Genomic DNA, 14,614 nt, shown 5'->3' with positions numbered 1-14,614 from the left:
GGTCTCGTCGGTCGCCGAACCGTCGGTCTCCGGCGCGGAGGCACCGCCGTCGGCCGGTGACTCGACCACCTCCACGACATCCGCTTCAGTGGCCTTGTCCATCTTCTCCGTCACCTGATCGCGTTTCGGTCGGGCAGGCGAGGACGGCCGCGGACCCGAACTGGCCTGAGCGCTCACCGGCTACTCCCCTTCCCCGTTTTCCTCGGTCTCCAACGCCTCGGCGCCCTCCAGCACCTCGGTGCTCTCCAGCGCCTCGGCGTTGCGGGCGAGAGCCACGACGCTGTCCCCCTCGCTGAGGTTCATCAGCCGCACCCCCATGGTCTGGCGGCCCGACTGCTTGATCTCCCCGGCGCTGGTACGGATGACCCCGCCGGCCGAAGTGATCGCGAAGACCTCGTCCTCGGCCCGCACCATCACCGCGCCGACAAGCCTGCCACGAGCGCTGACGATCTTCGCGGTCAGCACGCCCTTGCCGCCACGTCCCTGCACAGGGTACTGATCCGCCGGAGTGCGCTTGGCATAGCCGCCCTCGGTGGCGACCAGGACGTCGTCGCCGTCGGCCATCCGGTTCATCGCGAGGAGCTCGTCGCCGTCGAGGAAACGCATGCCGATCACACCGCTGGTCGCCCGCCCCATCGGCCTCAGCGCCTCGTCGGAGGCGGTGAAGCGGATGGACTGGGCGTTGCGGGAGACCAGCAGGAGGTCGTCCTCCTCCGACACCAGCCGCGCTGCGATCACCTCGTCATCTTCGCGCAGATTGATGGCGATGAGGCCACCGGTGCGCGGCGAGTCGTATTCGGCCAGGCGTGTCTTCTTCACCAGACCGCTCCGCGTGGCCAGCACGAGGTACGGCGCGACGTTGTAGTCGCGCATCGCCAGGACCTCCATGACGACCTCGTCCGGCTGCATCGCCAGGAGGTTCGCCAGGTGCTGGCCGCGGGCGTCCCGGCCGGCGTCGGGCAGTTCGTACGCCTTGACCCGGTAGACGCGGCCCTTGTTCGTGAAGAACAGCAGCCAGTGGTGCGTCGTGGTGACGAAGAAGTGGTCGACGATGTCGTCCTGGCGGAGCTGCGCGCCGCGCACGCCCTTGCCGCCGCGCTTCTGCGCCCGGTACAGGTCGGTGTTGGTGCGCTTGGCGTACCCGCCCCGGGTGATCGTGACGACCATGTCCTCCTCGGCGAGGAGGTCCTCGATCGACATGTCCGCCTCGTAGGCGATGATCTCCGTCTTGCGCTCGTCGCCGTACTTCGCGGTGATCTCGGAGAGCTCGTCGAAGACGATCGTGCGCTGCCGCTCGGGCGAGGCCAGGATGGCCTGGTAGTCGGTGATCTGCGTCATCAGCGAGTCGTACTCGTCGATGATCTGCTGCCGCTCCAGGGCGGCCAGCTTGCGCAGCTGCATGTCGAGGATGGCCTGCGCCTGGACCTGGTCGATCTCCAGCAGGGACATCAGGCCGCCCTGCGCCTCGGACGCCGAGGGCGACCGGCGGATCAGCGCGATGACCTCGTCCATCCGGTCGAGCGCCTTGAGCAGCGCGCTCAGGATGTGGGCCCGCTCCTCGGCCTTGCGCAGCAGGTAGCGCGTCCGGCGGACGACGACCTCGATCTGGTGGTCGATGTAGTGGCGGACGAACTGGTCGAGCCTGAGCGTGCGCGGCACCCCGTCCACCAGGGCCAGCATGTTGGCGCCGAAGGTGGTCTGCAGCTGGGTGTGCTTGTAGAGGTTGTTCAGCACGACCTTGGCGACCGCGTCGCGCTTGAGCACGATCACCAGGCGCTGCCCGACCCGGGAGGAGCTCTCGTCGCGGACGTCGGCGATGCCGCTGATCCGGCCGTCCTTCACCGACTCGGCGATCGACAGCGCCAGGTTGTCCGGGTTGACCATGTAGGGCAGCTCGGTGATGACCAGGCACTGCCGGCCCTTGGCGTCCTCCTCGACCTCGACGATCGCCCGCATGGTGATCGAACCGCGGCCGGTCCGGTAGGCGTCGTCGATGCCGCGGCGGCCGACGATGAGCGCGCCGGTCGGGAAGTCGGGTCCCTTGACCCGCTCGATCAGCGCCTCGAGCAGCTCCTCGTCACCCGCCTCGGGGTGCTGCAGGGCCCACTTGACGCCCTCGGCCACCTCGCGCAGGTTGTGCGGCGGGATGTTGGTCGCCATGCCGACCGCGATGCCGGCCGACCCGTTGACCAGCAGGTTCGGGAACCGCGACGGCAGGACCAGCGGCTCCTGCGAGCGCCCGTCGTAGTTGGGCTGGAAGTCGACGGTGTCCTTGTCGATGTCACGGATCATCTCCATGGCGATCGGCGCGAGCTTGCACTCGGTGTACCGCATCGCGGCCGGCATGTCGTTGCCCGGCGATCCGAAGTTGCCCTGGCCGTCGACCAGGGTGTAGCGCAGCGCCCAGGGCTGCGCCAGCCGTACGACGGTCCCGTAGATCGACGAGTCGCCGTGCGGGTGGTAGGAGCCCATCACGTCGCCGACGACGCGGGAGCACTTGAAGTAGCCGCGGTCGGGCCGGTAGCCGCCGTCGTACATCGCGTAGAGCACGCGGCGGTGGACCGGCTTGAGGCCGTCGCGGACGTCGGGCAGCGCGCGGGACACGATGACGGACATCGCGTAGTCCATGTAGCTGCGCTGCATCTCCGACTGGATGTCGACCGGCTCGATGCGTTCGGCGGGCGCGGGCGGGATGTTCACATCCGTCACGGGTGATGGATCCTTTTCGGGAGTCGGAGAGGGTCGGTACGGCTGCCGCTACACATCGAGGAAGCGCACGTCCCGCGCGTTCCTGATGATGAAGGAGCGGCGGGCCTCGACGTCCTCTCCCATGAGGACGCTGAACAGCTCGTCGGCCTGGGCCGCGTCATCCAGGGTGACCTGGCGCAGGAGCCGCGTCTCGGGGTTCATCGTGGTCTCCCAGAGCTGGGAGGCGTTCATCTCGCCCAGGCCCTTGAAGCGCTGGATGCCGTCGTGCGCGCGCGGGTCGCGCTTGCCGCGGGCGATGCCGTCGCTGATGATCGCGTCCCGCTCCTGATCGGAGTAGGCGTAGGAGGCGTCCTCGCCCCGGCGGTCCCACTTGATCTTGTAGAGCGGGGGCTGGGAGAGGTAGACGTGGCCGGCCTCGATCAGCGGGCGCATGAAGCGGAACAGCAGCGTGAGCAGGAGCGTGTTGATGTGCTGGCCGTCGACGTCGGCGTCGGCCATCAGGATGAGCTTGTGGTAGCGGAGCTTGGCGATGTCGAACTCGTCGTGCACGCCGGTGCCCATCGCGGTGATCAGCGCCTGGACCTCGGTGTTCTTGAGCACCTTGTCGATGCGGGCCTTCTCCACGTTCAGGATCTTGCCGCGGATGGGCAGGATGGCCTGGAACTTGGAGTCGCGGCCGCCCTTGGCGGAGCCGCCCGCCGAGTCGCCCTCGACGATGAACAGCTCGCACTTCTCCGGGTCGCTCCACTGGCAGTCGGCCAGCTTGCCGGGCAGGCCGGAACCGGACTCCAGCAACGACTTGCGCCGGGTGAGGTCGCGGGCCTGGCGGGCCGCGATGCGGGCGCGCGCGGCCTGCAGGGACTTGTTGATGACGTCCTTGGCCTCGCCGGGGTTGCGCTCGAACCAGTCGCGCAGGTGGTCGTTGCAGGCCTTCTGGACGAACGACTTGGCCTCGGTGTTGCCCAGCTTGGTCTTGGTCTGGCCCTCGAACTGCGGGTCGGCCAGCTTCACCGAGATGATCGCGGTGAGCCCCTCGCGGATGTCCTCACCGGACAGGTTGTCGTCCTTGCCCTCCTTGAGGAACTTCTGCTCGCGCGCGTAGCGGTTGACGATCGACGTCAGCGCGGCGCGGAAGCCCTCCTCGTGGGTGCCGCCCTCGGCCGTGTTGATCGTGTTGGCGAAGGTGTAGACCGACTCGCTGTAGGAGTTGTTCCACTGCATGGCGATCTCGACCGAGATGCCGTCGCCGTGCTCCTCGAAGTCGATCACCGAGACGTGGGCGGGGTCCTTCTTGGCGTTGAGGTGCCTGACGAAGTCGGACAGGCCGCCCTCGTAGAAGTAGACGACCTCGGTGGGCTCGTCCTCGATCATGTGGTCGGGCCGCTCGTCCCGCAGGGAGATCGTCAGGCCCTTGTTCAGGAAGGCCATCTCCTGGAAGCGGCGCGAGAGCGTCTCGAAGTTCCACGTGGTGGTCTCGAAGATGGTCTCGTCGGCCCAGAAGGTGATGGAGGTGCCGGTCTCGCCCGTCTCCTCGCCCTTGACCAGCGGGCCGGTGGGCCGGGTGTCGGCGTAGCTCTGCCGCCAGTAGTGGCCGTCGCGGCGGATCTCCACCTCCAGCCGGGTGGACAGGGCGTTCACCACGGAGACGCCCACCCCGTGCAGGCCGCCGGAGACGGCGTAGGACTTGCTGTCGAACTTGCCGCCCGCGTGCAGCACGGTCAGCACGACCTCGACCGCGGGCCGCTTCTCGACGGGGTGCATGCCGACGGGGATGCCGCGGCCGTTGTCGACGACCCTGACGCCGTTGTCGGCCAGGAGCGTGACCTCGATCCGGTCGGCGTGCCCGGCCAGGGCCTCGTCGACGGAGTTGTCCACCACCTCGTAGACGAGGTGGTGGAGACCGCGCTCGCCGGTCGATCCGATGTACATGCCCGGGCGTTTGCGGACGGCCTCGAGCCCTTCGAGAACGGTGATTGAGCTAGCGTCGTAGGACAAGTGTGAAATCCTCCTGCCGAGGACACGCGGCGCGGGCGCATTCAGCCCCACCGTGCCCGTCACCGTCGTGAATGCCCCGATGCGCTCACCCGAGGGAGTCGGCTTTCATGCCGGGGTGACACGCAAACGGACGTGTCCGGAATCCTGTTTCATTCTAGCGGCTCGGAACACATCGTGCGGCATTGACGGGCCCTGAAAGCCTCCCAGACGAGTCGATCATCGTTTCAAGGATCCCCCTACCGGGGCGGGAGTCGTCGCCCCAGAGGGGCGCTGATCCGTTTGAGCCCGGCCGAGCAGGGGATGGAGGCCTGATCCGGGTCTCCGTCGGGCGCCCGCACGGCACCGGCCGCGGCGGCAGCCGGAAGATCGGCCCGCCGTGGGAATCCCGGCCGGAACCCGCCGGCGGGCACCGTGTCGACGGACACCCCACCGGTGGGCAGTCGGTGGGCAGTCGGCGGGCGGCCGGTGGACACCCGCCGGCCGTCACCCGTAGGTGTCGCCCGGCCCCCGGCTCCCGGTCACCCGCAGGCCCCCGCTGCGCGGCGGGCCGTTCTGCGGCCCCTGCACGTTGATCCGCTGTACGGTCCCGTCCCCGAGCTCCTCGTTCAGCCGCCTGACCACCTGACCGGCCAGCCACCGCACCTGGGAGGCCCAGGCGGTGGAGTCGGCGACCACCAGGACCTCGCCGTCGGCGAAGCTCTGCGGCGTGGTGTGCGCGGCCATCTCCGGGCCGACGATCTCGTGCCAGCGACCGAAGACGCCGCCGACCGCCACCGGCTCGCGCCAGCCCCGGTCGGCGAGCAGGTCGGTGATGGCCCGTCCGAAGAGCTGCGGGTCCCCCGACTCCCGGCGCGGTCCCGCGGCCTTCTTCCGGGGCTCGCGCGGCAGCTGCCCGCGCTTGGCCGCGTCGGCCTTCGCCTGGGCCAGCTTCTCCCTGGCCAACGCCGCGCCCCTGGCGGCCGCGTTCTTGGCGGCGCCCCCGGCGGGACCGGGTACGGCCCCCGGCACCGGGGCTCCCGCACCTGCGGCGGGTCCCGGCCCTGTCCCCGGCTCCGGCGTCTGCTCAGCGGACACGGGACACGCTTCCCTCCGCCACGTCGAACCGGGCCCCGGCCAGCTCCGCGGGTACGTCGTCGGGGACCGCGGCGGTGATCAGCACCTGCTCGGCGGGCGCGACGAGCTCGGCCAGCCGGCGGCGGCGCTGCGCGTCCAGCTCGGCGAAGACGTCGTCGAGGATCAGCACCGGGTCGCCGCCGTCGGCCCGGAGCAGGTCGTAGGCGGCCAGCCGGAGGGCCAGGGCGAACGACCAGGACTCGCCGTGGCTGGCGTAGCCGCGCGCGGGCAGCTCCCCCAGGCCGAGGAACACGTCGTCGCGGTGCGGCCCGACGAGGGTGACCCCGCGCTCCAGCTCGGCGGTGCGGACCTCCAGCAGACCGGCCCGGAGCGCCTCCTCCAGCGCGGTCCGGTCGGGAGCGTCCGCGCCCGGCCGGACCACGGCACCCGTGGCACCGGCGGTGTCCGCAGACCCCGCAGACCCCGCAGACCCCGCAGACCCCGTAGACCCCGCAGACCCCGCAGACCCTGGAGACACTGCGGCACCCGCAGCGCCTTCGGTGTCCACAGACCCCGCAGAGCCTGTGGATCCTGTGGACAGGCTGCTGCGGTACGCCAGGTCCACGGGCGCGGAACCGGGCGCCAGGGAGGCATAGGAGGCGGTCACCAGCGGGCGCAGCGCCTCGACCAGCTCCAGCCGGGCCGCCAGCAGCTCGGCGCCGTGCCTGGCCAGGTGGGCGTCCCAGACCTCCAGCGTGCTCAGCACGTCGCCGGCGCCGGCCGCCGCGAACGCGGCCTCGCTCTCCGCCCGGCGGCCGCTCCGCGCGGGGCTCCGGCCGCCGCGCCTGGCCTGGGCCGCGGTGCGCAGCAGGGCCCCGCGCTGCTTGAGCACCCGGTCGTAGTCGGCGCGGACCCCGGCGAGCCTGGGGGTTCTGGCCACCAGCAGGTCGTCCAGGAACCGGCGGCGCTCCGCGGGGTCGCCCTTGACCAGGGCCAGGTCCTCCGGGGCGAACAGCACCGTGCGCAGCAGGCCGATGACGTCGCGCGGGCGGGACACGGGGGAGCGGTTCAGCCTGGCCCGGTTGGCCCTGCCGGGGTTGATCTCCAGCTCGACCAGCGCCCGCCGGTCGTCGCGCACGACCACCGAACGCACGACGGCCCGCGCCGCCCCCTGCCGGACCAGCGGCCCGTCGGTGGCGACCCGGTGGCTCGACTGCGTGGCCACATAGCCCAGCGCTTCGACCAGGTTGGTCTTGCCCTGCCCGTTCGGCCCCACGAAGGCCGTGGCGCCCGGTTCGAGGGCGAGTTCCACGGCGTCGTAGGACCGGAAGTCGGTCAGCGAGAGGTGGGCTACGTGCACGCCGTTACGTTAGTGCCTTCCCGTTCCTGCGGTGGCTGCAGGAGCCGGGCCGTACCGAAGGGGCATGGGCGGCCCGGGCGGCGGAACGGCGGGCGGGAAGGCGCGGCGCTCGCGGTCCACAACCTGCGGCTCGTGGTCCACAGCCTGTGGACGGTCGCAGGACGGGCGCGCCGCCGTGCCGCACCCGTCCACAGGCTGTGGACCGGGGGCCTATCCCTGGGCCTCGACCGGGGGGACGACGTCGGCGCCGGGGGCGTCGGCGCCCTTGGCGACCTCGCCCTCCTTGGCGGTGACGGCGTGCCCGCCGAACTGGTTGCGCAGCGCCGCGACCATCTTCATGGCGGGGGAGTCGTCCTGGCGCGAGGCGAACCGCGCGTACAGCGCGGCGGTGATGACGGGCAGCGGTACCGCGTGGTCCACCGCCGCCTGGACCGTCCACCGGCCCTCGCCGGAGTCCTGGGCGTAACCGCGCAGGCCCGACAGGTCGGAGTCCTCGTCCAGCGCGCGGACCAGCAGGTCGAGCAGCCACGAGCGGATGACCGTGCCCTGCCGCCAGCTCTTGAAGGCGCCCGGCACGTCCGTCACGATGTCGGCGGCCTCCAGCAGCTCCCAGCCCTCGGCGAAGGCCTGCATCATGCCGTACTCGATGCCGTTGTGGACCATCTTGGCGAAGTGCCCGGCGCCGATCTCGCCCGCGTGGACGAAACCGTCCTCACCCTCGGGCTTGAGGGTCTCGAAGACCGGCCGGAGCCGCTGGATGTCCGCCTCGGCGCCGCCGACCATCAGCGCGTAGCCGTTCTCCAGGCCCCACACGCCGCCGCTCACGCCGCAGTCGACGAAGCCGATCCCGCGGGCCGCCAGCTCGGCGCCGTGCTTCTGGTCGTCCACGTAGTGCGAGTTGCCCCCGTCGACGACGACGTCCCCGGCCGACAGCAGCTTGCCGAGCTCCTCGACCGTCGCCTGGGTCGGCGCCCCCGCCGGGACCATGACCCACACCGCGCGCGGCGCCTGCAGCCGGTCCACCAGTTCCTGCAGGCTCCCGACGTCGCTGACGCCGGGGTCCCGGTCGTAACCGACGACCTCGTGACCGCCGCGGCGCAGCCGCTCGGCCATGTTGCCGCCCATCTTGCCCAGTCCGATCATGCCGATCTGCATGTGCCGTCCCCTTCAGGATCGCCCAAACCGTCCGTACCGCTGTGCCCTACGAGCATCCCCTTCCCGGGATCCCATCATCCACCCGGGTCCGGACGGGCTCACGCGGGCCGTACCGGATCCGCGGCCGCGGCACGGGCGGGCCGTACCGGTGCGCACGGCGCTGAGCGGCTCTCCACGCGGTCCGCGGCCCGCCCACCGCCTCCGGCCCGCCCCAGGGGCCCCACGGGCCTCAGCGGCGGTCTGGGCGGCCTCCCAGGGTGTCGGAGCGCTCCGCCCGGAGAGGGCCCGTGCGGGTGCGCACCCGTGCGGGACCGCGGGCCCGCACAGGTGCGGCGGACCGCGCCCCGTCAGCTGGAAAGACGGATCGGCATGATCAGGTAGCGGTAGGCGGTGGTTCCGTCGTCCACAGGCTTGCCCGGGGTGAGGATGGCCGGCTTGGTGGAGGTGGTCATCTGCAGCCGGGCCACGTCGGAGTCGATCGCGTGCAGGCCCTCCAGCAGGAACTGGTGGTTGAAGGCGATGTTGATGTCGTCCCCCTCGAAGTCCACCGGCAGGACCTCCACCGCCTGCGCCTCGTCGCCGCTGCCCGCCTCCAGTACGACCTCTCCGCCGCGGAAGGCCATCCGGACGGGGGTGTTGCGCTCGGCGACCAGCGCCACACGCTTGACCGCCTCGACGAACGAGGCCGTGGACAGGTCCGCGCGGGCGGAGAACTCGGTCGGCAGCAGCGAGCGGTACTTGGGGAACTCCGGGTCGAGCAGGCGGGTGGTGGTGCGGCGCCCGGCGCTGGAGAAGCCGATCATGCCCTCCCCGGTGCCGCCGGCGGAGCTCATCGCGATCTCGACCTGGGCGCCGGTCGACCCCAGGGCCTTGGCGGTGTCGGCGAGGGTCTTGCCGGGGATCATCGCGATCGCCGAGATGTCGGCCTGCTCCGGCTGCCACTTCAGCTCGCGTACGGCCAGGCGGTAGCGGTCGGTGGCGGCGAGGGTGACGGTGTCGCCCTCGATCTCCACCCGCACGCCGGTCAGCATCGGCAGGGTGTCGTCCTTGCCCGCCGCCACCGCGACCTGCGCGACGGCGGAGGCGAACACGTCACTGCCGACGCGCCCGGCGGCCGGGGGCATGGCCGGCAGGGAGGGGTAGTCCTCCACAGGCATGGTGAGGAGTGTGAACCGGGCGCTGCCGCAGGTGACGACGGCCTTGGCCCCCTCCACCACGAAATCCACAGGCTGTGCGGGGAGCGCGCGGGTGATCTCGGCGAGGAGCCTGCCGGAGACGAGGACCACTCCGGCCTCGCCCGTCTGCAGCTCGAGGGTCACCTCGGCGGAGACCTCGTAGTCGAAGCCGGAGAGCTTCAGCTGACCGCCCTCCGTGACCTCGAGGCGCATGCCGGCCAGCACCGGCACGGAGGGACGCGCCGGAAGGCTGCGTGCCGTCCATGCGACCGCCTCTGCGAGCACGTCTCGGTCGACCCGGAACATCACGTGGATCTGCCTCCTGTGTATCGAGCGCTGTCCGCTCGGTGCCTTGGGGTTCAAGTGTTCACTGTCGCGCGCCTGCGCTGCCCCGGAACCCCTCTATGGGTCTTGAGTTTCTTCTTGAGAGATAAGTGGGGTCATCACAGTAGGGGGTGTGGAAACTGTGGACGGACCTCGTTTTCGCAGCTCACACCCTGTTTTTTCATCCACCGGGGGTGTGGGCGGAGCCTGTGGGAAACCGGCCCGCCTGTGGACGGCCGAACTCTACCCACAGGCCGTCCCCAGGTGAGGGGCTCTCCATCCACCGGTAAACGATGGTTATCCACGAGGTTTCCCCAGGTTTTCCACGGGGTAGGAGACCGATTTGTCCCTGGGGAAAACTCTGCGCACAGGGCGTCCACATGTTGTCCACGGGTTGTCAACAAGTTGTCCCCAGGTTCTCCCCAGAGTTGTCCCCAGGTGGGGAATAAGGCGAGAACAGCTCATCATCGGCTCAGCCGCCCGAATTTTTCTGATTGCCCAGGTTGTCCCTGGCCGCGACGCTGATCCACAAGGTTTTCCACAGGCTGTGCATCATCTGTGGGGAATCGCTCACCCATTGCGCGACTGCTGCTTGATCCTCGTGGTGAGCTCGTTGACCTGGTTGTAGATCGAGCGCCGCTCCGCCATGAGCGAGCGGATCTTCCGGTCGGCGTGCATGACCGTCGTGTGGTCGCGGCCGCCGAACTGCTGGCCGATCTTCGGCAGCGACATGTCGGTGAGCTCCCGGCACAGGTACATCGCGATCTGCCGGGCGGTCACCAGGACCCGCGAGCGCGAGCCGCCGCACAGATCGTCGATCGACAGGCCGAAGTAGGTGGCGGTCGAGGCCATGATCGTGGCGATCGTGATCTCGGAGTCGGCGTCCTCGGTGATCAGGTCCTTGAGCACGACCTCGGTGAGCTGCAGGTCCACCGACTGCCGGTTGAGGCTGGCGAACGCGGTCACCCGGATCAGCGCGCCCTCCAGCTCACGGATGTTGGTGGAGATACGGCTGGCGATGTATTCGAGCACCTCGGGCGGGGCGGCCAGCCCCTCCTGGATCGCCTTCTTGCGCAGGATCGCGATGCGGGTCTCCAGCTCGGGCGGCTGCACGTCGGTGATCAGGCCCCACTCGAACCGGTTGCGGAGCCGGTCCTCCAGGGTGATCAGCTGCTTGGGCGCCCGGTCGCTGGAGATGACGATCTGCTTGTTGGCGTTGTGCAGGGTGTTGAAGGTGTGGAAGAACTCCTCCTGCGTCTGCTCCTTGCCCTCCAGGAACTGGATGTCGTCCACCAGCAGGATGTCCACGGCCCGGTAGCGGCCGCGGAAGTTGTCGGCCTTGTGGTCGCGGATGGAGTTGATGAAGTCGTTGGTGAACTCCTCCGAGCTGACGTATCTCACCCGCGCGCCGTCGTAGAGGCTCTGCGCGTAGTGGCCGATCGCGTGCAGCAGGTGGGTCTTGCCCAGCCCGGAGTCGCCGTAGATGAACAGCGGGTTGTACGCCTTGGCCGGGGCCTCGGCCACCGCGACCGCGGCGGCGTGCGCGAAACGGTTGCTGGAGCCGATGACGAAGGTCTCGAAGGTGTACTTCGGGTTCAGCCGCGCGGGCTCCCCCGGAGTGCGGCCGCCACGGGAGTCCCACCTGTTCTGGGCGGGAGCCGGCACGGGCGCCGGGCGTTCGAAGGCGCCGGGCTCGGCGCGGGGCGGCGCCGGCTGCGGGGGATAACCCCGCCCGCCGTACCCCTGACCCTGGTCCTGCTCTGCGGGGGGAGGCGCGGGCGCGGGCGGCGCGGGGCGGTACGGCTGCGTGTTCTCCTCCCGCTGGGGATAGTCGCCCTCGCCCTGCGGATAGGGGAAGGAGAAGCCCTGTCCCTGTGGCCGGGGCTGTGGATAGTCGGTGGACGGCGGCGCGGCCGGGCGCGCCGCGGGATAGGGGTGCTGCTGGCCGGAACCCCCGTGGTGCTGGGCGTTCCCGCCCTGTGCATAACCCGGCTGCGCCCCGTTGCCCTGGGGATAACCCGCCCCGGAGTCCTGGGGATAGGCCTCCCGGGGCCGGGCGGGGCCGCTCCCGGGGCGCCCGGCGTTCCCGGGGCCGCCGACCCCGGGACCCGGACCGGCGTTCGCGCTCGCGGCGGGGTCCACCATGACCGCGAAACGCATCGGGCGGCCCATCTCCTGGGAGAGCGCCTGGGTGACCAGGGGGCGGAGCTTGTTCTCCAGCACGTCCCGGGCGAAGTCGGTGGGCGCGGCGAGCACCACGGTGTCGTTCATGAGACCGAAGGGCACGGTCTGCCCGAGCCACGCGCGGTGGATGGGCGGGACGTCCTCATGGAGGGAACTCGCCAGCACCCGTGCCCACACCGCGCCGAGTTCCATCTCGTCCATGGCCCGGCTCCCCTCCTTCGACGCGGCCCCCCGCGAGCACACCGCGAATCCGCTCTTCGTCCACACCGATGGCCGCCGAGCGCCTCGGATCTCCCGTTGTCCACAAGCTGTCCACACGTCGGCGGCTGTGCGGCCGGTCGTGGTCCCGTCTCGAAATCCACATGGAATCCACAGCGGATCCACAAGCCGTGCACAACCCCGCACAGACGGCAAGGCCGTGTTCTACAGCGGGAAGAAGGTCCGGAGGGGCCGACAGTAGTCCGTGTCCACAGGGTGTTCAAGACGTTGTCCACAGCCTAGTGGCTGTGCAGGGGAGGCTGGGTGCACATCCTGTGGATAAAGAAACGCCGGTGGAAAAGAAGCCTGTGGAACTGTGGACGACCGGCTCGGCGAAGGCGTCCGGTTTGACCTGGGACGCATCCGACCCGTAACGTACGACGGTCGGCTTGCCACGCGGCGGCTATTTCGCATGCCCCGCATCCGGCAGGCCAGCCATGTCGAACATCCCCATGTGCTGGGGATGCGCCTCAAGCCTGGAGCCCACTCGTGAGCAAGCGTACTTTCCAGCCGAACAACCGCCGTCGCGCGAAGACCCACGGCTTCCGGCTGCGCATGCGCACCCGTGCCGGTCGCGCGATCCTGGCCGCCCGTCGCCGCAAGGGCCGCGCCGAGCTCTCCGCCTGACGCGCGTCCGCCGTGCCCGGTTCGCCGGGCCGGGCAGCGAGCGTCCTGTCGCCCGCCGACCGTGAGGTTCGGCGGGCGATAGCCGTACCTGCCCAGGGTTGAGAAGGTCCTCTCGTGCTGCCGTCCAGGTCCCGCATGCGCCGGGGCGAGGAGTTCAACAGCGCGGTCAGGAAGGGCGGCCGCTCGGGCCGCCCCACGCTGGTCGCGCATCTCGGCATGCGCGCTCCAGATCTGCGGGCCGGTGAGCCGCCCCTGGTGGGGTTCGTGGTGAGCCGCGCCGTCGGCGGCGCGGTCGTCCGCAACCGGGTCAAGCGCCGGCTGAGACACCTCATGCGCGACCGGCTCGACCGCCTCCCGCGAGGTAGCCTGCTGGTTGTACGCGCCAATCCACCGGCCGCGTCCGCGCGGAGCGAGCGCCTAGCCGCCGAACTCGACGTCGCGCTCGATCGTTTGCTCAGGCGGCGAGAGTCCTCCACGACTCGCATGGAGGGATGACGATGACGGCGCAGCAGACCGCCGGGGCCTCCCCGGCCGCCCGGACCCTGATGGCTCCGATCCGGTTCTACCGGGCCTTCGTGAGCCCGCTGCTGGGTCCCCGCTGCCGTTTCCATCCCTCGTGCAGCGCTTACGGCCTCGAGGCGATAGCCGTTCACGGCGCGTTGCGCGGCACATGGTTGACGATCCGGAGAATCGGGCGTTGCCACCCATTCCATCCCGGAGGTTTAGACCCGGTGCCCCCACGCCCGGTCCGGTCCCACGAAACGCAAGGGAGCTAGCTCGGTGGAGCTGTCCTGGCTCAACTGGCTGTACACAGCCGTCGCCCAAGTCATCACCTGGATTCACCAGGGCTACAGCACCTTCATCCCGAAGGACAGCGGGCTCAACTGGGCGCTGACCATCATCACGCTGACCGTGCTGATGCGGCTGCTGATCTTCCCGCTCTTCCTCAAGCAGATGCGCTCGTCGAAGAAGATGCAGGAGCTCGCGCCGAAGGTGCAGGAGCTGCGCAAGCGCTACAAGAACGACAAGCAGCGCATGAACCAGGAGGTCATGGCGCTGTACCAGGGAGCGGGGGCCAACCCGCTCGGCGGCTGCCTGCCGATCCTGGCGCAGTTCCCGATCTTCATCTCGATGTTCACCGTGCTGCAGGCCATGGCGGCCGGCCAGCCGAAGTTCGGCATGACGCAGGAACTGGTGAACGACGCCCGGGCGGCGCACATCTTCGGCGCCCCGCTCCCGACCACCTTCTTCTGGGACGCCAAGGAGGTCACCGCCCTCGGTGCCGACCCGGTCGTCGCCAAGGTGGTGCTCGCGATCTTCGTGGCGGTCAGCTCGCTGACCACCTTCCTCACGGTCCGGCAGAGCGTGACCCGCTCGATGGCGCAGATGCCGGACAACCCCATGGCGCAGCAGCAGAAGATCCTGATGTACATCTCGCCGCTGTTCGCGATCTTCTCCCTGAACTTCCCCCTCGGCCTGATCCTCTACTGGGTCACCACCAACCTGTGGACGCTCGGCCAGCAGCACTGGTTCTACAGCAGGCACCCCATGCCGGTGGTCGACGCCAAGGGGAACATGGTGACGCCCGCCCCCAAGCCGGGCCTGATGAGCAAGGTGCGCAAGACCGCACCCGAGCCCGAGGCCCCGCCCGCGCCGCCGGCCCCCAAGGTCACCCGCCAGCAGCCGACCCGCCAGCCTCGCAGCAAGCGGACGGGCGGTAAGAAGTAGTCCCGGCAGATGGCGTGGGTCCCGCAGGCAGGATCCACGGCGCTCC

At 70.1% G+C, this 14,614-nt stretch carries 11 protein-coding genes; 4 read left to right on the top strand and 7 right to left on the bottom strand.

Annotated features, from left to right (window positions below; all coding sequences use genetic code 11):
* Nucleotides 1-180 precede the first annotated feature (180 nt).
* The 7 genes from gyrA to dnaA form a co-directional block, all read right to left on the bottom strand.
* Nucleotides 181-2,709 carry a DNA gyrase subunit A gene (gene gyrA, locus IEZ07_RS10090; RefSeq protein ID WP_191894487.1) on the bottom strand — a complete coding sequence of 843 codons (2,529 nt, stop codon included), beginning with the start codon at nucleotides 2,707-2,709 and terminating at the stop codon, nucleotides 181-183.
* A 48-nt stretch (nucleotides 2,710-2,757) separates the two neighbouring features.
* Nucleotides 2,758-4,704: a DNA topoisomerase (ATP-hydrolyzing) subunit B gene (gene gyrB, locus IEZ07_RS10085; protein WP_191894486.1), complete on the bottom strand. Its 1,947-nt coding sequence runs from the start codon at nucleotides 4,702-4,704 to the stop codon at nucleotides 2,758-2,760.
* A 483-nt stretch (nucleotides 4,705-5,187) separates the two neighbouring features.
* Nucleotides 5,188-5,778 (bottom strand): DciA family protein, encoded by a 591-nt coding sequence (locus tag IEZ07_RS10080; RefSeq protein WP_239319921.1) that lies wholly within the window; start codon nucleotides 5,776-5,778, stop codon nucleotides 5,188-5,190.
* Nucleotides 5,768-7,117 carry a DNA replication/repair protein RecF gene (locus tag IEZ07_RS10075; RefSeq protein ID WP_191894485.1) on the bottom strand — a complete coding sequence of 450 codons (1,350 nt, stop codon included), beginning with the start codon at nucleotides 7,115-7,117 and terminating at the stop codon, nucleotides 5,768-5,770. Before IEZ07_RS10075 ends, IEZ07_RS10080 begins: the two co-directional genes overlap by 11 nt.
* A 210-nt stretch (nucleotides 7,118-7,327) precedes the next feature.
* On the bottom strand, nucleotides 7,328-8,272 hold the full coding sequence (gene gnd / locus IEZ07_RS10070; protein ID WP_191894484.1) for a phosphogluconate dehydrogenase (NAD(+)-dependent, decarboxylating): 945 nt from the start codon (nucleotides 8,270-8,272) through the stop codon (nucleotides 7,328-7,330).
* 347 nt (nucleotides 8,273-8,619) lie between these two features.
* Nucleotides 8,620-9,756 (bottom strand): DNA polymerase III subunit beta, encoded by a 1,137-nt coding sequence (dnaN, locus tag IEZ07_RS10065; protein WP_191894483.1) that lies wholly within the window; start codon nucleotides 9,754-9,756, stop codon nucleotides 8,620-8,622.
* Nucleotides 9,757-10,341: 585 nt separating this feature from the next.
* Nucleotides 10,342-12,156, bottom strand: a complete 1,815-nt coding sequence (gene dnaA, locus IEZ07_RS10060; RefSeq protein WP_191894482.1) for a chromosomal replication initiator protein DnaA — start codon at nucleotides 12,154-12,156, stop codon at nucleotides 10,342-10,344.
* Nucleotides 12,157-12,702: 546 nt separating this feature from the next.
* Here dnaA and rpmH point away from each other — a divergent pair.
* From rpmH to yidC, 4 genes are all read left to right on the top strand, one after another.
* Nucleotides 12,703-12,840 carry a 50S ribosomal protein L34 gene (gene rpmH, locus IEZ07_RS10055; protein WP_010849920.1) on the top strand — a complete coding sequence of 46 codons (138 nt, stop codon included), beginning with the start codon at nucleotides 12,703-12,705 and terminating at the stop codon, nucleotides 12,838-12,840.
* A 114-nt stretch (nucleotides 12,841-12,954) separates the two neighbouring features.
* Entirely contained in the window at nucleotides 12,955-13,335 is a 381-nt protein-coding gene (rnpA, locus tag IEZ07_RS10050; protein ID WP_068900270.1) for a ribonuclease P protein component, read from the top strand.
* Nucleotides 13,332-13,616 carry a membrane protein insertion efficiency factor YidD gene (gene yidD / locus IEZ07_RS10045; protein WP_444980670.1) on the top strand — a complete coding sequence of 95 codons (285 nt, stop codon included), beginning with the start codon at nucleotides 13,332-13,334 and terminating at the stop codon, nucleotides 13,614-13,616. The genes rnpA and yidD overlap by 4 nt, the downstream gene beginning before the upstream one ends.
* 4 nt (nucleotides 13,617-13,620) lie before the next feature.
* Nucleotides 13,621-14,568: a membrane protein insertase YidC gene (gene yidC, locus IEZ07_RS10040; RefSeq protein ID WP_191894481.1), complete on the top strand. Its 948-nt coding sequence runs from the start codon at nucleotides 13,621-13,623 to the stop codon at nucleotides 14,566-14,568.
* The last annotated feature ends 46 nt before the right edge of the window (nucleotides 14,569-14,614 follow it).

It is taken from the genome of Planomonospora parontospora, assembly GCA_014647935.1.
Classification (GTDB): domain Bacteria; phylum Actinomycetota; class Actinomycetes; order Streptosporangiales; family Streptosporangiaceae; genus Planomonospora; species Planomonospora parontospora.
This window is presented reverse-complemented; position numbering and strand designations above follow the sequence as displayed.

What these genes read in the sequence shown, in the direction of transcription:
- yidD (WP_444980670.1), top strand. Translation starts at nt 13,332, where the DNA reads ATGACGATGACGGCGCAGCAGACCGCCGGGGCCTCCCCGGCCGCCCGG.
- dnaA (WP_191894482.1), bottom strand. Translation starts at nt 12,156, where the DNA reads ATGGACGAGATGGAACTCGGCGCGGTGTGGGCACGGGTGCTGGCGAGT.
- gnd (WP_191894484.1), bottom strand. Translation starts at nt 8,272, where the DNA reads ATGCAGATCGGCATGATCGGACTGGGCAAGATGGGCGGCAACATGGCC.